At 54.0% G+C, this 17,323-nt stretch carries 21 protein-coding genes; 8 read left to right on the forward strand and 13 right to left on the reverse strand.

The window, feature by feature from the left end:
- The first annotated feature begins 110 nt into the window (after positions 1-110).
- Positions 111-599, forward strand: coding sequence for a hypothetical protein (locus KNP72_RS03030; RefSeq protein WP_058764232.1), 489 nt, complete (start codon positions 111-113; stop codon positions 597-599).
- On the opposite strand, the gene KNP72_RS03035 is transcribed toward KNP72_RS03030, so the two are convergent.
- Both KNP72_RS03035 and KNP72_RS03040 read right to left on the reverse strand, forming a co-directional pair.
- The gene (locus tag KNP72_RS03035; RefSeq protein ID WP_214832068.1) at positions 596-1,195 is read right to left on the reverse strand and encodes an alpha/beta hydrolase; all 600 of its coding nucleotides are present in this window, start codon (positions 1,193-1,195) and stop codon (positions 596-598) included. The genes KNP72_RS03030 and KNP72_RS03035 overlap by 4 nt on opposite strands.
- Positions 1,192-2,136 (reverse strand): VOC family protein, encoded by a 945-nt coding sequence (locus KNP72_RS03040; RefSeq protein WP_214832069.1) that lies wholly within the window; start codon positions 2,134-2,136, stop codon positions 1,192-1,194. The genes KNP72_RS03035 and KNP72_RS03040 overlap by 4 nt, the downstream gene beginning before the upstream one ends.
- A 117-nt stretch (positions 2,137-2,253) precedes the next feature.
- On the opposite strand from KNP72_RS03040, the gene KNP72_RS03045 reads away from it, so the two are divergent.
- The 3 genes from KNP72_RS03045 (at position 2,254) to KNP72_RS03055 (ending at position 4,816) form a co-directional block, all read left to right on the forward strand.
- Positions 2,254-3,144 carry an ABC transporter ATP-binding protein gene (locus KNP72_RS03045; RefSeq protein WP_214717907.1) on the forward strand — a complete coding sequence of 297 codons (891 nt, stop codon included), beginning with the start codon at positions 2,254-2,256 and terminating at the stop codon, positions 3,142-3,144.
- Positions 3,134-4,327, forward strand: a complete 1,194-nt coding sequence (locus KNP72_RS03050; RefSeq protein ID WP_214717910.1) for an ABC transporter permease — start codon at positions 3,134-3,136, stop codon at positions 4,325-4,327. The genes KNP72_RS03045 and KNP72_RS03050 overlap by 11 nt, the downstream gene beginning before the upstream one ends.
- A 63-nt stretch (positions 4,328-4,390) precedes the next feature.
- Positions 4,391-4,816 (forward strand): hypothetical protein, encoded by a 426-nt coding sequence (locus tag KNP72_RS03055; RefSeq protein ID WP_021066529.1) that lies wholly within the window; start codon positions 4,391-4,393, stop codon positions 4,814-4,816.
- 46 nt (positions 4,817-4,862) lie between these two features.
- Here the strand turns inward: KNP72_RS03055 and KNP72_RS03060 are convergent, their stop codons facing one another.
- From KNP72_RS03060 to KNP72_RS03070, 3 genes are all read right to left on the reverse strand, one after another.
- Positions 4,863-5,069 (reverse strand): hypothetical protein, encoded by a 207-nt coding sequence (locus tag KNP72_RS03060; protein ID WP_214717916.1) that lies wholly within the window; start codon positions 5,067-5,069, stop codon positions 4,863-4,865.
- Positions 5,070-5,125: 56 nt separating this feature from the next.
- A complete protein-coding gene (locus KNP72_RS03065; protein WP_214832070.1) occupies positions 5,126-5,725 on the reverse strand; it encodes a helix-turn-helix domain-containing protein in 600 nt (199 codons plus the stop codon).
- An 87-nt stretch (positions 5,726-5,812) separates the two neighbouring features.
- Positions 5,813-6,313, reverse strand: coding sequence for a PTS sugar transporter subunit IIA (locus KNP72_RS03070; protein ID WP_021066526.1), 501 nt, complete (start codon positions 6,311-6,313; stop codon positions 5,813-5,815).
- A 206-nt stretch (positions 6,314-6,519) separates the two neighbouring features.
- Between KNP72_RS03070 and KNP72_RS03075 the strand changes: the two genes are divergently transcribed.
- The gene (locus KNP72_RS03075) at positions 6,520-8,214 is read left to right on the forward strand and encodes a M3 family oligoendopeptidase (protein ID WP_214832071.1); all 1,695 of its coding nucleotides are present in this window, start codon (positions 6,520-6,522) and stop codon (positions 8,212-8,214) included.
- An 11-nt stretch (positions 8,215-8,225) separates the two neighbouring features.
- On the opposite strand, the gene KNP72_RS03080 is transcribed toward KNP72_RS03075, so the two are convergent.
- Entirely contained in the window at positions 8,226-8,654 is a 429-nt protein-coding gene (locus KNP72_RS03080) for a carboxymuconolactone decarboxylase family protein (protein ID WP_214832072.1), read from the reverse strand.
- Between the two features lie 115 nt (positions 8,655-8,769).
- Between KNP72_RS03080 and KNP72_RS03085 the strand changes: the two genes are divergently transcribed.
- Complete coding sequence (locus KNP72_RS03085) at positions 8,770-9,201, forward strand: Lrp/AsnC family transcriptional regulator (protein WP_214832073.1); 432 nt, start codon at positions 8,770-8,772, stop codon at positions 9,199-9,201.
- A 29-nt stretch (positions 9,202-9,230) separates the two neighbouring features.
- Here the strand turns inward: KNP72_RS03085 and KNP72_RS03090 are convergent, their stop codons facing one another.
- The 3 genes from KNP72_RS03090 to KNP72_RS03100 all read right to left on the reverse strand — a co-directional run bounded on the left by KNP72_RS03090 (position 9,231) and on the right by KNP72_RS03100 (position 11,032).
- A complete protein-coding gene (locus KNP72_RS03090; protein ID WP_214832075.1) occupies positions 9,231-10,121 on the reverse strand; it encodes an aldo/keto reductase in 891 nt (296 codons plus the stop codon).
- Complete coding sequence (locus tag KNP72_RS03095; RefSeq protein WP_214801147.1) at positions 10,118-10,621, reverse strand: cupin domain-containing protein; 504 nt, start codon at positions 10,619-10,621, stop codon at positions 10,118-10,120. Before KNP72_RS03095 ends, KNP72_RS03090 begins: the two co-directional genes overlap by 4 nt.
- Positions 10,622-10,702: 81 nt before the next feature.
- A complete protein-coding gene (locus tag KNP72_RS03100) occupies positions 10,703-11,032 on the reverse strand; it encodes a winged helix-turn-helix transcriptional regulator (protein WP_214832270.1) in 330 nt (109 codons plus the stop codon).
- 255 nt (positions 11,033-11,287) lie between these two features.
- On the opposite strand from KNP72_RS03100, the gene KNP72_RS03105 reads away from it, so the two are divergent.
- A complete protein-coding gene (locus KNP72_RS03105) occupies positions 11,288-12,490 on the forward strand; it encodes an MFS transporter (RefSeq protein ID WP_214832077.1) in 1,203 nt (400 codons plus the stop codon).
- Between the two features lie 10 nt (positions 12,491-12,500).
- Complete coding sequence (locus tag KNP72_RS03110) at positions 12,501-13,448, forward strand: LLM class oxidoreductase (protein ID WP_214832079.1); 948 nt, start codon at positions 12,501-12,503, stop codon at positions 13,446-13,448.
- Positions 13,449-13,500: 52 nt separating this feature from the next.
- On the opposite strand, the gene KNP72_RS03115 is transcribed toward KNP72_RS03110, so the two are convergent.
- The 4 genes from KNP72_RS03115 to KNP72_RS03130 form a co-directional block, all read right to left on the reverse strand.
- Positions 13,501-14,235, reverse strand: coding sequence for a pentapeptide repeat-containing protein (locus KNP72_RS03115; protein WP_214832081.1), 735 nt, complete (start codon positions 14,233-14,235; stop codon positions 13,501-13,503).
- A 223-nt stretch (positions 14,236-14,458) separates the two neighbouring features.
- Positions 14,459-14,887 carry a CBS domain-containing protein gene (locus KNP72_RS03120; protein ID WP_021066516.1) on the reverse strand — a complete coding sequence of 143 codons (429 nt, stop codon included), beginning with the start codon at positions 14,885-14,887 and terminating at the stop codon, positions 14,459-14,461.
- Positions 14,888-15,277: 390 nt separating this feature from the next.
- Entirely contained in the window at positions 15,278-16,078 is an 801-nt protein-coding gene (locus KNP72_RS03125; protein ID WP_214832083.1) for an alpha/beta fold hydrolase, read from the reverse strand.
- 86 nt (positions 16,079-16,164) lie between these two features.
- On the reverse strand, positions 16,165-17,277 hold the full coding sequence (locus KNP72_RS03130; protein WP_214832085.1) for a M14 family metallopeptidase: 1,113 nt from the start codon (positions 17,275-17,277) through the stop codon (positions 16,165-16,167).
- Positions 17,278-17,323: the final 46 nt, after the last annotated feature.

Consider the following 17,323-nt stretch of genomic DNA (forward strand, 5'->3'; position numbering starts at 1 on the left):
TTCAAGCTAGAGCACGTTTCGCGCGTATTCAAATAGACGAGAGTGGGTACAGTATAGTATAGTAGTCTTACTAAATAATCAGAATATTCTAATAAAAGGAGGTGTGGAGAATGGCTTCCGTCATCCGTAACCGTCATCATATGGTGCATGACCCGAAACGTTCATTCTCTAACTTCGGATTTTGGTGGTTCACCGGCGCCTTTTCCGTCGGACTGCTCATCGTCGCCTTCGAACCCATCCGGGAACGATTTACCGCCATCCATCCGATTCTGTCTGCCCTGTCGTTCGTGTTCATCTCGTTCTTCATCGGTGTCGCCATGAAGCTCGCCCGGGACGTCTGGTGGCTTAATTATCTGCTTGAGCGCACATCGAACCAGTATATGTACATCGGCGCGGATACGCTCCGCGGTTGGCAGTACACGCTTGACTCCATCTGGTTATTGACCCGCACGTCACAAAAAAAGCTCGGCCGATTGTATATCCAAATCGACCGAACCGTTCGTTCTGAAGAGGCGAAACGTCTGTTCGCCGCCTATTTGATTGATCGAGGTGTGCTCGTCGTCTATTCGAGACCACCGAAACCGAAGAAGATGGCTTAACCGAGGAACGGTTCTAGCCATGCCCGAGCTGCCTCGACTTCTTCCATGCGCAGCTCGTGCCCACCTCCGTGATAGAAGAGTTCGACGTCCGCTCCGGCACTCCGTAGCGTCGACGTGAGCTCTTCTGTTTCTGTTTTCGGGCAAATCGGGTCACGTTCTCCGGCCGAGATAAACACGTTCGCACCAGCGAGGTCCGGTAACGTGAGCGAGCGGTCCGGGACCATCGGGTGGAATAAGAGCGACGCGTGGAATGCGTTTTGTCGGTACAGCGCCGAGCCGATCAAGTTGGCGCCGTTCGAATAACCGAGCGGAATCATCTTGTCCCGGTCGATGCCGTACTCTGTCGTGGCGTCATCCAAAAACGTCAAGAACCGTTCCGTCTGTTTCTTCAAGTCCTCGAGGTCGAGGACGCCTTCCGCGTGACGGCGGAAGAAGCGGGACATGCCGTTCTCGAGGACGTCCCCGCGCAGCGTCAAAATGTTCGCCTCGGGGGCGAGGATTCGAGCGAGCGGAATCAAGTCCTGTTCCGTCCCTCCTGTACCGTGCAATAAAACGAGTGTCGTCTCGGTCGTGCCTTTGATGAATTGATGAATCATGTCATGTCTCCTCTCGGGATTGTAATCGTCGGTAACGTGCGAGTGATCGCCTCCCGGTCTTGTTCGAACCAAGCCGGGAGTTTGAGTGTCGAGCCGAGGCCCTCCAAGCTCTCATCGATCAAAAAGCCAGGAGCGTCGGTCGCCAGTTCGTGAAGAATCCGGCCGCCGTCATGGAAGTAGACCGAACGGAAATAGTGACGCTCTTTCACTTCGGTCGGGCGTAGCCCGAGCTCGAAGATGGCATCTTGCCATGAGGCATAGTCTTCCCCATCATTGATGCGCCAGGCGATATGATGGACCGTCCCCGAACCAGGAACCCCGTTCGGTAGGATGGTCTTTTTCACGTCGATGACGTTGCCGTAGTCGGCCGTCGCCTCGAGGCGAATCCATTCTGAATCTTCCCCTACCGTCTCAAAGCCAAACAGCCCCGTCAACAGGCGAACCGTCGCCTCCAGGTCTTTCGACAACAACGTCGCCCCGGCAAAACCAACAATCGCCTCACGTGATGTCACGCCCGGCACGACCCAACTTGTCTGTTTCGTACTGGTCCGGGCGACAAGCTCGACGACGAGTCCGTCCGGGTCTTCAAACAGGAGCGACGGCTCGCCGAAGCGCTCGGTCGCGACCGTACCGACGCCATGGTCGTTCAATCGTTTCTCCCAGAACAACAGACTGCCTTCCGGGACGAGATAAGCCGTGACACCGACCTGTCCGCTGCCGACGCTACCTTTGCCGATACCAGGGATCGGGAAGAACGTGATGACCGTCCCCGGTGACCCTTGCTCGTCCCCGAAATAGAGGTGGTACGTGCCCGGGTCGTCGAAGTTGACCGTCTGTTTGACGAATCGAAGTCCGAGGACATTCCCATAAAAATCTAATGTACGTTGTGGGTCTTTCACCATCGCCGAAATGTGATGGATACCCGCTGATTGCTTCGTCATGTCATGTCCTCCTTTTTATTATCTTGATTTCAAGATAAATCATTTTTGAAGAAATGTGAAACTTTTTGCTCAACATGGCGTACGCTACTAGTAGACACCTATAAGGAGGTACATACTATGACGTTACAAATTGATCGTGTCTCGAAGCAGTTCGGCGACTTCACGGCCGTCGACGACTTGAGCTTTCATGTCCCAAAAGGCGAGATGTTCGGGCTGCTCGGGGCGAACGGCGCCGGTAAGACGACGACGTTCCGCATGATTCTCGACATCCTCAAACCGAGTGCCGGGACGATTACGTGGGACGGCCGCAACGTCGATCATCGCATCGTCGGCTATCTGCCGGAAGAACGAGGCCTTTATCCGAAATCACCCGTCCGTGACCAGCTCGTCTTCTTGGCTAGCCTGAAAGGCATGCGGCAAGCCGAGGCGAAGCGGGCCGTCAAGACGTGGCTCGAACGGCTCGAGATCCCTCAGTATGAGACGATGCGCGTCGAACAACTGTCAAAAGGAAACCAACAGAAGATTCAACTCGTGGCCGCCCTGCTCCACAACCCGGAACTGCTTATTCTCGATGAACCGTTCAGCGGGCTCGACCCGGTCAACGTCGAGATTTTAAAACGTGAAGTGCTCGCGCTCCGTGACGCCGGGACGACGATCGTCTTCTCGAGTCACCGGATGGAACACGTCGAAGAGCTGTGCCAACATATCGGCATCTTGAAAGGCGGCCGTGCCGTCGTCAGCGGCGACGTCCCGACGATCAAGACTCGTTACGAGGAGCCGGTGCTCTTCATCGAGACCGATCGACCGGACCTGCTGCAAGCCCTCCCGGTCGTCCGGGCGGTCGAACCACATAAGAATGGCCACTTCGTTCGGCTCGACTCGTTCGACGACAGCGATGCGGTGCTCGGTGCCCTCGTGGCGAACGGGGCCGCCATCAAGACGTTCATGCGCCAGCCCGTCTCATTAAACGACATCTTCATCAAGGAGGTCGGCCAACATGTTTCATAACTTCGGACCACTCTACTCGTTCACGTTACGCTCGAAATTGCGCTCGAAGGCGTTCCTCATCTCGACGCTGTTGACGATCCTGTTCATCTTCGGTTTCACGAACATCGACCGATTGCTCGCGAACTTCGAGGACACGGACCAGGCGCAAGCCATCCTCGTCACCGACAATAATGAACTGACGACGCTCATGCAGTCGCTCGGTTATGAGGACATCGAATCGTCCGCCATCACCGAGTCCGAGGCGCGCGCCGGGCTCGATAACGGCGACTATGAGATTGTCGCCTTCATCGAAGGGGATTCGGCACGCGTTTTATCGGAACGGCCGGAACCGGATTTCACGACGGTGTTACAGACGGCGCTACGAGAAGTCCGGAACGCCGAACTGATTGAGGCGTCGAACATCGATCCGACCGTCCTCGCGGCGTTGAATGAGCCTGTGACGGTCGAGGAATCGTATCTCGGCCGCGGCGGAGAGAACTCGGACGAGCTGTTCTCGTCGTTCGCCTTCGTCTACGTCATGCTCATGTTGCTCTACGTCTCGATTATCACGTACGGGTCGATGATTTCGACCGAGGTCACGACCGAGAAATCGTCGCGCGTCATGGAGCTCATCATCTCGACGACGCATCCGGTGACGCACATGCTCGCTAAAATCTCGGCCATCGGGACGCTCGCCCTGCTCCAAATCGCCATCTTCCTCGGCTTCGGTTACTTCAGCGCCCGCAGCAACGAGATGGCACAGTCGGTCATCGACAACGCCGGCAACGTCCGCGCCGTCGTCTATCTGTTGACGTTCTTCACGCTCGGCTATCTGCTCTATGCGGCCATGTTCGCCGTGCTCGGCTCGCTCGTCAGCCGGGTCGAGGAGTCGCAACAAATGACGATGCCGGTCATCATGCTCCTCGTCGCCGGGTTCCTCGCCGCCATGTTCGGTTTGAACAATCCGGAGGCACCGATTGTCACGATTCTGTCGTACGTGCCGTTCTTCACGCCGATGCTCATGTTCCTTCGCGTCATGCTCGTCGATGTCCCAGTGTGGGAAGTCGCGTTATCAATCGGTATCATGATTGCCACAATCGGTGTGATTTTGTGGGTCGGCTCGAAATTTTATCGTGGCGGCGTCTTGTTCTACGGCAACAATGCGATTAAACAATGGCGACAAATATTACAGAATCGACAATAACGTTTACAGCATTTTCGTTTTCGTATACTCTAAAGAATGTGCAAAATGAGGAGGAAACGAACTATGCGATCACGATTACTCGCAGCTTTAATCTTTACTTTCATGACGACGCTCACGACGTTCATCTGTTATACCGTCTTCTTGGACGCCGATGCGCTGTGGCAAATCTTGCTCGCATACGCAGGAAGCACGTTCCTCGGGACGCTCGCTTTTTGGTATCCGGTCAGCCGACGTCCGGAGACGTCGCGGTTCGGCGGCGCGTGGATCGGCATCTTGATCACAGCGACGACGCTCATCGGATTCACCGCAATCCGCTTCACCGTTCGTGGTGACGCCGCGTCCTTACTCGACTGGCAGACGATGCTCGCGAGCCTCGCCTATACGTTCGGTTACGTCGGCTGGGTGCTCACGATCCTCAATATCGTGCTCGGCTTCCTACTTGCCGGGACACGACCGAAAGTACGCTACGACGCGCGCATGGCGCGTTAATATCAATAAAAGGAGCCTAGACGCATTGTCTTGGCTCCTTTTGTATTCATCCTTTGCTCTGCTCCCTTCCAATTTGCTGATGATATAACATCGACGCATCAAGTAGTTCATCAAGTTTAAGGGTTAGCATCATTTTTTCTCGTTTGCTTAATTTCTGTCCATAAAACATCAAATCTCTAAATTCACGATCCGCACTTCGATAACTTTTACCTAATTGCTCCCTAGTGCTTTTCATTGTTTCCACCATCTCCATATCTGTACCTCCTCCCTAACTAAATTAAAAAAACACGAACTTTTAGTCCGTGTTGTTCACTGCAATTTATACGATTTGTCGACGACCCCGAACTCCGTGTATTGGAACGAGTTGTCGACGAACTGGTCCGGTACGAGTTGCTCGATATAGCGAGCGAACGGCACAATCCGATGCGTCGGTTCGTGCGAGCGTCCCAGGTCGAGCACAGCATCGACGAGCGCCTCGAGCGCATGATGTGACGTCGGTTCCTCGTCTTCAGCGAAGATGCGACGGAGTTCTTCCTCATGCATCAGGTCAAAGATGCGCATACGCGCCTCGAGCTGCCGCTGTATGTCCTCAGTCGACTTGCCGTGCATCGCCTCGTCGTAGGCGAGCTTCATCTGTTCGAGCTCCGGGACCGTCCCTTTCATGAGCACTTTAAGCGATTCACCCGTCCAAATATGGCGGGCCAAATAATTCGCGTCAATCTTGAGCGCCTCGGCGAGCGCCTCTATGTAAGGCATCGTCGGGTAGACTTCACTCAGTTCGGTCCGGCGAATAAAGTACGGAGCGACGCCGATGCGATCGGCGAGCGCCTCGACCGAGATGCCGGCCCGCTCACGTAAAATTCGAATCCGATCCCCATAACCCCGATACGGTGCGTTCTTTCCATCCATATGTCTCCTCCCCCTCTCTTTTTAGTATAGTTCCCGAATCCATAAAAAAATACTCGGAAGCGTATGCCTCCGAGTAAAATGTTCAACTTATTTTTTCGTCAATTCGACGACTTCTGTAGAACCGGCTGTGACCGTGTCGCCTTCAGCAACGAGTTTGTTCACGCCGAAGCTGTCATGGTTCGTGATGATCACCGGTGTGATCGTCGACGGCGCGTTCGCTTTGATGAAGTCGAGGTCGAATGTGACGAGCGTGTCGCCAGCTTTAACTGCTTGACCTTCTGTCACGTGCGTTTCGAAGCCTTCACCTTTAAGGTTGACCGTGTCGAGACCGATGTGAATCAAGTACTCGGCACCGTTGTCAGCGTTGATCCCAATCGCGTGTTTTGTCGGGAAGACAGTCGCGATTGTACCGTTGACCGGCGAGACGACTTTGCCGTCTGTCGGTTCGACGGCGATGCCGTCACCCATCATTTTTTGCGAGAACACTTGGTCAGGAACGTTCGTGATGTCAATGACCTTCCCTGTAAGCGGTGAAACCGCGTTAAGTTGTTCTTCTTTACCACCGAATAGTTTTTTAAAGAATCCCATAGCTTAATCCCTCCAACATGTTCTGTTAATCAAAGTCTTAGCTTTTATACCCGAAAAGCTTCCTCTTCAATCCCTACCCTATAAACGGTATAGTTGTAATAAGGTAGTGCGAATTCGTTTACACATCGTAAGAATACGAGTGTGCAATCGCTTTTGCAAGCCCTTTTTACACTTTATAAAAATTTCACATGATGGAGGCGCTTACAATGACGACTTTCACAAAATTGTCATATGAACGGCCCGACTTGGACGCTCTAAACAGCCGATTGTCGGACTATTCAGTCGAATTGCAACAAGCGAGCACACTCGAGGAAGCGAACGAACTGATTCGCCAAATCAACCAGGAACGGAACGAATTCGAGACGCAAAGTCAGCTCGTCTCGATCCGCCACTCAATCGACACGCGTGATGCATTCTACGAGGGCGAGCAGACGTTCTTTGACGATGCCTTGCCGGTGTACGAGAAAGAAGTGCAAGCGTATTATCGCGTTTTGACCGAGCACGACCTTCGCAGCCAACTCGAACAGGAATGGGGCAGCCAGTTGTTCGAACTTGCCGAGCGCGCCCTCAAGACGTTCGAAGAGTCGCTCATCCCGAAACTGCAGGAAGAGAACCGATTGGCTACCGCTTATCAGAAAGTCATGTCGGCGGCCCAAATCGAATTCGACGGCAAGACGCTCAACTTGTCCCAGTTTGGCCCGTATCTGCAATCCCCTGACCGTTCGGTGCGAAAAGCGGCGTCCGAGGCCCGTTATACATATCTCGCCGACAACGGGGACGAACTCGACCGCATCTACGGCGAACTCGTACGCGTCCGGACCGACATCGCTCATTCACTCGGCTTCCCGTCGTTTGTCGAGCTCGGTTACGCCCGGATGCAACGTGTCGGCTATGACGAATCAAAAGTCGACAACTTCCGCAAGCAAGTGCGCGACGTCATCGTCCCGCTCGCAACGACGTTAAAAGAGAAGCAGACGAAACGGATCGATGTCGACGCCCTCTATTACTATGACGAGTCGTTCGTCTTCCCAGATGGCAACGCGACACCACAGGGCGACGAGGCGTTCATCATCGAAGGCGGGAACACGATGTACCGTGAACTCTCGAAAGAGACGGACGAGTTCTTCCAATTCATGCAACAGCGCGGCGCCCTCGACTTGACGGCGAAACCGGGCAAGGCCGGAGGCGGCTATTGCACGTACCTTCCGTCTGAAGGTCTCCCGTTCATCTTCTCAAACTTCAACGGGACGGCCGGCGATATCGACGTGCTCACGCATGAGGTCGGTCACGCCTTCCAAGTGTACGAGAGCCGTCATTTGACGACGCCGGAATATGCGTTCCCGACATACGAGGCGTGTGAAATTCACTCGATGTCGATGGAGTTCTTCTGCTGGCCATGGATGGAGCTGTTCTTCGGCGATCAAGTCGACAAGTACAAGTTCAATCACTTGGCCGGAAGCATCACGTTCTTGCCGTACGGTGTCCTCGTCGATGAGTTCCAGCACGTCGTCTACCGTAATCCGGATATGACGGCCGCTGAACGTCGCCAGGCATGGCGCGACCTTGAGAAGGTATATCTCCCGCACCGCGACTATGAGACGAACGACTATCTCGAGTCGGGCGCTTGGTGGCACCAACAAGGACACATCTTCCAGAGCCCGTTCTACTATATCGACTACACGCTCGCGCAAGTGTGTGCCTTCCAGTTCTGGGTGCGCATGCATGAGGACCGTGAGGCGGCGTGGAGCGATTACCTCACGCTCTGCCAAGCCGGCGGTAGCCGCTCGTTCCTCGAGCTCGTCGAATTGGCCGGTCTCAAGTCGCCGTTCGAGGACGGCGTGTTGAAACAGACGGTCGGACAGATTGAAGACTACTTGTTGAAACATCCACTCGCGAACTAAAACGAACCCACTCACGTCAGCGTGAGTGGGTTTTCGCGTTCTAGCCCGAGCATGGCGCCGACGTACTGTGAGGCCGTCATAAAGGCGATGAAGGCGCAAAGTTCACTGATTTCGGCATCCGTGAAGACGTCTTGGAGCACACGGATTGACGAGGCCGGCGTGTCGCCTTTCAGTTGTAAAAACACATCAGCGAACCCGACGGCGAGTGCCGTCCGTTCGTCGAAAATATGCGGTTCAGGCTTTCCTTTCGCTTGGCAGTAGTCACAGCCGTTCTGTTGGGCGAGCGTCCGTCGTACTTGTTCTTTCAACTTTGCGGACAGCTTTCCATCGCCCGCTAATGTGTCTCCGAGCGTGGACCATTGTCGCATCACGTCCTCATCGTGGCCGAGCAAGCGTTCAAATGGGGTCTTTCCTTTTGTCGATGGTTGAATTCGTGTCATTGTTATACCTCCTGATTTCAGTATAGAAGGTGTCTTTTCGATTTCCCATTTCACTCTGAACGGAATCACGGTACAATACATGCCATATCGTACGAGATGAGGAGGATTTCATTCCATGCTTAAAATCGATGATACAGACAGACTCATTCTCGCCGAACTGGCTGCGGACAGCCGCCTCTCGATGAGCGAACTCGGACGTCGTATCAACTTATCAGCCCCGTCCGTCGGCGAACGTGTTCGACGGCTCGAATCGTTCGGCGTCATCAATGGTTACACGATCGAGGTCGATCATGAATTGCTCGGACAACCGATTCAATGTCTGATTGAGGCAACCGTGAAGAATGGAAACTATGAGGCGTTCACTCAGTTTTTGGGTCAGCAGTCGAACGTGTCGTTCTGTTATCGCATCTCCGGGAGCGCCTGCTATATGTTGAAGATGCAATTCACGACGTTCGCTGAGGCCGAACAGTTCATCGATGCGACTATCCCTTACGCCCAGACCGTCACACATTTCATCTTCTCCGAAATTGACCTCAAAAACAGATGAGCCCCCTCAATGGGACTCACCTGTTTTCGTCAAATCACATCCAACGGTTCTTTCCCACTCGGTGGCGGGAACGCCTCGTCGAGCGCGTTATAGTCGTCCTCGGTCAAGTTGAGGAGCATCGCCGCGCCATTCTCTTCGACGTGCGCTTTCTGCCCTGCTTTCGGGATGGCGATGACGTTTCCGCTCCGCACCGTCCACGCGAGCAAAATTTGGGCCGGTGTCGCGCTATACGCCTCGGCGATCCGGTTCACCGTTTCATTCTCGAAGATGTCCGCCTTCACGTCGCTTCCTTCGGCGAGCGGGGCGTAAGCCATCATCGGGATGCCCTGTTCCTGTAAGAACGGCAACAAGTCGTACTCGACACCACGGCTGCCGAGATGATAGAGCACTTGGTTGACGGCACAATGCTTCCCGTTCGGCAAGGCGAGCAGTTCTTTCATGTCGTCGACATCAAAGTTCGAGACACCCCACGCCCGAATCTTGCCATCCGCCTTCAACTGTTCGAGCCCATCGACAGTCTCCTCGAGCGGGATGTTCCCGCGCCAATGAAGCAGATACAAGTCGAGGTAATCGGTGCCAAGACGTTCGAGCGTGGCGTCACACGCTTGGACGAGCTTGTCGCCTCCGGCGTTATGCGGATACACTTTCGAGACGAGGAACACGCCTTCTCGCCGGTCTCGAATCGCTTCACCGACGAGCGACTCCGATTTCCCTTCCCCGTACATCTCCGCCGTATCGATGACGTGCAACCCGCAGTCGAGTCCCGTCCGGAGTGCCTCGATCTCGGCTTCCCGTTTCGATTCGTCTTCTCCCATGCGCCATGTGCCTTGCCCGAGGGCCCTCATCTCACGCCCGTCTGGCAGTTCAGCCACGTGTTGTTTCAATGCCGCCAAAATTAATGTATGTGGAATGCGGTTCATGCCATTTCCTCCTTCGTCCATTGTTCGTGTAACGGTCCAGTCGTCCCGAAGACGGGATCGGTCGCCGGCTTGTCGACTCGTTCGATCCGTTGCACACTGTCCGGTCGCTCTTCCGGTTTCCCCGTCAACGTGTCGTAGTCGCGTCCTTCCGGATACGCACCGACGATGGCGAAATCTTCACTCGCCTCGAGACGGCGATGTCCCGTCCCGGCCGGTAAAATCAAGACGTCCCCCGCTTGAATCGAGACGAGGTCTCCGGTCGCACCCCCGAGTTGAACCGTCGCCCGGCCCGATTTCACGCCAAGCACTTCATGTGTGTTGCTGTGGTAGTGGTGGTAATCGAACACCCCGTTGACCCAGCTGTTCCCCCAGCCGTTATGTTCGAACGTCTCTTGCATGCCGTCCGGCTCGTCGAACACGCCTCGGTATAAAAGCACCGGAAAATTTGGATTGTTCGGAATCGAACCGTCGTCTTCAAATCGATATGTCTTCATATCCATATTGTCCCCTCCTTTGTCTCTAGTGTCTGTACCCGACATGAGACAACAAAAAACGGCTGCTCGTCAGGAGCAACCGTTTTGTCAGGAGATAACATCTTCCCCATTCTGTTCAATATGCCCTTCTCCCCAGGCACACATCGCATCCAAAATCGGTTGGAGCGACCAGCCGTATTCGGACAGAGAATAGACGACTTTCGGCGGTACTTGTTCATACACCGTGCGGATGATGACCCCGTCCGCCTCGAGCTCGCGCAACTGTTGCGTGAGCATTTTTTGCGTGATGTTCGGCATGAGCTTTTTCAATTCACTCGTGCGCCGTTCCCCTTTAATCAAATGACACATGATGACGACTTTCCACTTTCCGCCGATGACGTCAAGCGTCGCCTCGACCGGGATGTTGTATGGCATAATGGTTCCTCCTTATGGACCGGGATAGGTACTTTTCGGTGCCTATCGTACTTGAAAGTGCGTACTTCCCAATTGAATTCGATGGACTTATGATAGCAACTGTAGCTCAGTTATACAAGCTCATCTCACCGGTAACTGCTTCTTGAGACAGTAAGGGTCTTTTTCGACCGTACTGGACAATAAAGAAGATTGAGATGTTCGAGCTACTTCGAGACGAAGGGCCCTCGTCTCAACAAACATTCTTAGGAGGAATTACTCATGAATCAACCGTACACACAACCTGTCGACGAACAGGCACCGAAAAACGGAGGGTTGGCACTGCTCGCCCTCGCCATCAGCGCCTTCGGCATCGGGACGACCGAGTTTGTCCCGGTCGGCCTGCTTGCATCAATCGCCAGCGACTTGAACATCGGCATCACGCTCGCCGGTCTCATCATCTCCGGTTATGCCATCGGCGTCGCCGTCGGTGCGCCGATTTTGACAGCGCTCACGAACCGGATGAATCGCAAGACGTTGCTCATGGCACTCATGGTCGTCTTTATCGGTGGGAACTTGGTATCCGCCTTGTCGACCAGCTTTGAACTGTTGATTGCTACCCGGTTCATCACCGCGTTCGCACACGGCGTCTTCTTCTCCATCGGGGCGACGATCGCCGTACAGCTCGTGCCACCGCATAAAAAAGCGAGTGCCATCGCACTCATGTTTACCGGCTTGACAGTCGCGACCGTTACCGGCGTCCCGCTCGGCACGTTCATCGGCCAAGCGTTCGGCTGGCGCGCCACGTTCTTTGCCGTCGCCGCACTTGGGATCGTCTCGATTATCGCCAGCTTCTTCTTGATTCCGAAAGACTTGAAACAGTCGCCGCCCGCGAAGTTCTCCGACATGAAGAAATTGCTCACGAACAGCCGTATCATGCTCGGCTTTTTGATCACATCCCTCGGTTACGGCGGAACGTTCGTCGCCTTCACGTACTTGACGCCAATCATGCAGGACGTGACGAACATCAGTCCGAGCTTGATTAGTATCGTCCTACTCGTCTATGGGATCGCCGTCGCCATCGGCAACTGGGCAGGCGGGAAGTTCGCCAATGAGGACCCGGCCAAGGCGCTGTTCTATATGTTCATCGTTCACGCCGCTGTCATGATCGTCATGTCGTTCATGATTCCGTTCAAAGTCGCGGGACTCATCGCCATCGTCTTGATGGGATTGCTCGCTTTCATGAACGTACCTGGACTTCAGCTATATATTGTGCAACTCGCTGAAAAATATGTACCGGCTGCGGTCGATGTCGCGTCGGCGCTCAACATCGCCGCCTTCAATATCGGAATCGCGCTCGGTGCGACCATCGGTGGAATCGTCGCGGACTCGATTGGTCTCGTGCATACGCCTTGGGTCGGTGGCATCATGGTCATCCTCGCTGTCATCTTGACCGCCGTCTCACGTCGTTTGGAAGCGAAATAAGGAGGAGCTTATGTTCAATAATCACAAAAGCTACAATCGGATGTATCGGGAGGGCGAGCTCACGCTCGGCCTCCACATCCCGTTAGAAAATTTCAAGATGCGCACCCCGACGCTCGAGCGTCAAGTCGAGCTCGTTCAAAAAGCAGATGACTATGGCTTCACGGCGCTCTGGCTTCGGGACGTCTTACTGAAAGACCCGTACTTCTTGGACCCGGCAGTCGGTCAGATTTACGACATGTTGATTTACGGGACGCACTTGCTTGGTCAGACGAAACGCATCGCCCTCGGCACGTCCGCCCTCGTCTTGCCGCTCCGGCATCCGCTCCGTTCGGCGAAAGAAGTCGCGACGATTGAAGCGTTGTTCCCGGAACGTTTGATTCTCGGCATCTCGTCCGGTGACCGTCGAGCCGACTTCAAAGGACTCGGGGTCGACCATGCGACAAGGGGCGATCAGTTCAAAGAGTCGCTCCGTATCATGGAGCAGGCCCTCTACCACAACTATCCGACCATCGATTCGTCGTACGGCGAGGTCCATGAGGCGACGCTCGTTCCCCGTCCGAAAAAACGCATCCCAACGATGATCACCGGGTTCGCGCAGCAGGATATGGACTGGCTCGGGAAACACGGGGACGGGTGGATGTATTATCCGCAGGCCCCATTCGCCCAGCAACAAGTGCTGAACGATTGGCGCGAATCAGGTCAGACGCATGGAAAAGGGTTCCGTCCGTTCTCGATGCCGATGCATCTCGATTTGGCGCATGACCCGGACGAACTGCCGACTCCAATCCGGCTCGGCTTCCGTGTCGGTCGCAATCAGTTAATCAAACTGCTCGAGGCGTATCGGGCCATCGGCGTCAATCATTTGTTCTTCGCCTTGTTCGACGGGCAACGTCCGGCCGACGAAGTCATCGAGGAGCTCGGGGAATATGTGCTCCCGCATTTCCCATCGCTTTCATAATACTCAGGTACTCAAAAAGACGACTTTCCCTAAGTGGAAGTCGTCTTTTGCATTACAGCCAATGGCTCGGTCGCGTGTAAACGGGTGCCAGTCTCGTCTGCCGGTCCCCGTTCATCGCGTTCACTTGCATCTGTGTCAAAAACAGACCGTCGGTTAATACAGCTCCTCGCACATCGAGATCTCGTACGTCGGCGCCCATGAAGTCGACATAGGACAGGTCTTGCCCACGTAAGTTAGCGCCAATCAACAAGGCACCCCGGTAACACGTGCCTCTGACATCGTGTCGACTCAAGTTTCGACCAATCAAATCGGCCCGGTCTTGTTCGTGTCGTGACGTCAACTTCAGGTCGTCCTGTTTCAATCCTTCCACACGTATGTGCTGACTGAGTCGGACGAACAACGGGCGGGCTTGTTGTCGAAATGCCATCAGCGCCGTCCCGGTCAACTGTTCAGGCGCCAACTCACGGAATGCCAGTAGCTCTTCCAATAACGTCTCGAGTAACCGCGCATCGTGCTCAGGGATCTCCCGGGTCAGGATGTCAGTGATGTAGAGCAACAGCTCATGGACTTGGTTCATGATTGGTACCGTCGCGAACATACGCGCGCCGTCTACATCGTCCTCCCGCCAGCTTCGTCCGTGAAACGTCACTTGTGACACGAACTGCCCGGCCCCGAGACAGTCGTACACCGTACATCCTTTGAAGCCCCGCTCACGCAGTTCGGAATGGATGTTGCAGGCATACGAATCTGCCAAATGGACACACGGCTGTCCTGCGGGTTTATCCATAGGGAAATCCTCAGATTTCAAGTAGTGGAACGCCACACAACAGAGACCGAAACAATTCGCACAATCCGGTTTGAGCGATTCACGCAACATATGTAAATCGGGCATCGCCATCCATTGTCACTCCTTTCTTGTATGTCTTGACTCTATATATACAAGTATAAAGCATGCCCCTGTTTTTCCCATACAAAAACCAACCTACTTTCACACAGGTTGGTCCGTTCGTTCAGTTCACTTTATTCTCGAGCTGTTGCAACTTCGTCGAGTAGTACTCGATGATGTCGCGACGTCGGATGATGCCGATGAAATACTTCCCGTCATCGACGACCGGCACGAAGTTTTGATCCGTGATCGCATCGACGAGCTCCTCGATTTGCGCCGTGATGGCGACCGGCTTATACCGTACGCGTTGCTTGATATCTTTCAACCTTGTCCGCAGCACTTTTTCGTAGTCTTCTTCCCCGCGAAGCTGTTCGGCGAGTGCCCAGAGTAAATCCCCTTCCGTCATCGTCCCGGCATAAAAGCCGTTTTCGGATACGAGCGGCACCGAGGTGAAGCGATGATGCTTCATCTTCTCGAGCGCTTGGCGCACCGTCGATTCCGGGTCTAGATATTTGACGTCTTCTTTCGGATATAAAAAGAAAGCGATATTCATGTACAATCTCTCCTCAATCTAAAAATCCACCTCTTCATTGTACCATGTATTAGGGTCTAGTCAGCACAAAATGACCATCTAATCTGCATCTGTTCTGTCACAAGGAGGCTTATTCTCTCTTTACCATAAAGCGTTTCCAAACAATCCGTCCGAAGTTGTTGTGAACACACAAACAGGCACGGCCCCGAACAGCTTCTCCAAAGCCAATCTTGACCGTGAATCAAACTTCTTGTCTCACATGTTTGGTTGACCAATCTAAACGGAATTATCCAAAACGGCTTCACTGTAGCTATACCCGAGTGGAGGTCATTCTAGCCTCAAAAACCGTAACAAACGTGCAACAGATCCCCATCAAAAAAAGCCTAGGAACGTTCCCTAGGCTTGTCTCACTCAAATAAATTCGAGCAACGTCTTGTTGAACTTGTCCATCTCGTCAAGGACGGTACCGTGACCGCTCTCCTCGAACCGCTCGATGCGCGAGTTCGGGATGCCCTTTTCCATCTCGAGCGCGAACTCGAACGGACAAATCTTGTCGTGCACGCCATGGATGATGAGCGTCTCGACATTTACTTTCGGCAAGTCCTCACGCAAATCTTCATCGCGGAGTGCTTTCGCCGAAGCGATCGTCCCGTGACTCGACGCGACGAGCGACAGATGATGGAACCAGTTTTGCATCGGTTTCGAATGTTCTTTCTCGAAGAAAATCTCACCGAACCCTTCGAGCATCTTCGGTCGGTCTTTCAACGTGTCCTCAATCAACGCATCGACCTCAGCTTGCGTCATCCCGTAAGGATAGTCCGGACGTTGCGTGAACACTGGTGCCGCAGCACCTGACAGGACAAGTTTCTTCAACCCGTCATCCGGGAAATCGACGGCATAACGGATGGCAATCGCCCCACCCATCGAGAAACCGACGAGCGTGAAATCTTTGATGCCAAGACCGTCAACGACCATGTGCACGTCTGACGCCATCGTCGCATAGTCATAACCTGTCGCCGGTGCATCCGACTTGCCGTAGCCACGATAGTCGATCCCGACGTAACGGTAGCCTGCTTCGAGCAACGCATTCTTTTGATACTCGAACATGTTGTTGTTCGCTGGCCAGCCGTGCAAGAAGACGACGGCATCGCCTGCCCCGACGTCTTCCACGTAAATACTCGTTCCATCATGTGCTGTAATATAGTTCCCCATTGGTCAAAACCCCCAGTTGGATTGTTGAGCGGCGTGCGTGTTTGCCCACAATCCACTTTTTCCCGTTTGACCGAAGTAGAAACCTGTCAACTGTCGCGCCAGAGCGATTCGGCTTTCAAGACATGCTTAATCGCCGACGCTCCTTCGCGTAATACGGACGTCCGCCACGACTCATCTTCCGGATAAAACATGGCCATAAATTCTTTTCGAATGCCGTTGCGGGCTTCCGGGTCTTTCGTACCTTCAAAGTAGAGCCGGTTCTCGAGAATAATCGTCAAGAACTCGCGAATCGTCGCTTTCGTCGACGTCCCGAATGTCCCGAACTCGAACAACGCCGAGACGAGTTGTTTGTCCGGATAGTGCGTGTCCCTTACGTAATAGAAATGGTTCGTCGAGTCTCCGAGGACGTCGGCCGGGTCATACGTCTGGATATTTTTCAATCCGTATGTCCGCTTCAGTTCGTCGACGTCACGCCCGTCCTGTTCACTGATGACCATCGTCACTTCGTTCGTCGGACCGAGCGCCGTATGCCAGTCCATATGGATGACGCGGTCGTAGCGGTCGAGCAAATCGTGCTGCACCTCTTTCAAGAAGATGGCGGACGGCTCATCCGATTCGCCGCCGTAATAGACACCTTTCGGGAACTGATACTGCCCCATTCCTTTCGCCTCGGTCATCGCGTCAAACCCGTCGAGCTTGATGCCAGATCCGAGGAACGAGTAGATGTGTTCGCGCGCCTCATGGTAATCATCGATGACGCCGTCCGGGACGAACAAGTGCCGCATGACCTCATATTCTTTATTGACGTTACGCGGGAGGGCCTCCCGGTCGATGACATAGTTTCGGTTCAAGTCAACGTTATGTTCATTGACGCGGCGGAAGTGTTTCATTCCCCACGGATTGACGGCATGGATGAGACAGATGCCGGTCGACTCGTACCGAAGGTTTTCGAGTTGCGTCTCGACGAACTGGTGTGTCACGGCTGCACCGGCGTACCCTTCGATGCCGTGCTCCCCGATTGTCATGAGAAGCACCACTTCGCGTGATCCCGCAGGTTCACCGATGATGACATCAATCGTATCCTCGCCGATCGAGTGGGACATCACGCGGGCCGTCGGATAATAGGGTTTGACGCGGTCGAGCAGGGCGAGAAACTTCTCACGCGACTCTTCGTATGATGATGAAAAATACTGACTCATAGTGACTCCCTCCATTCTAATCTTCTGTATCCCATTCCCATTCCTG

The sequence above is a fragment of the Exiguobacterium sp. s152 genome (assembly GCF_018618335.1).
Lineage (GTDB): Bacteria > Bacillota > Bacilli > Exiguobacteriales > Exiguobacteriaceae > Exiguobacterium > Exiguobacterium chiriqhucha.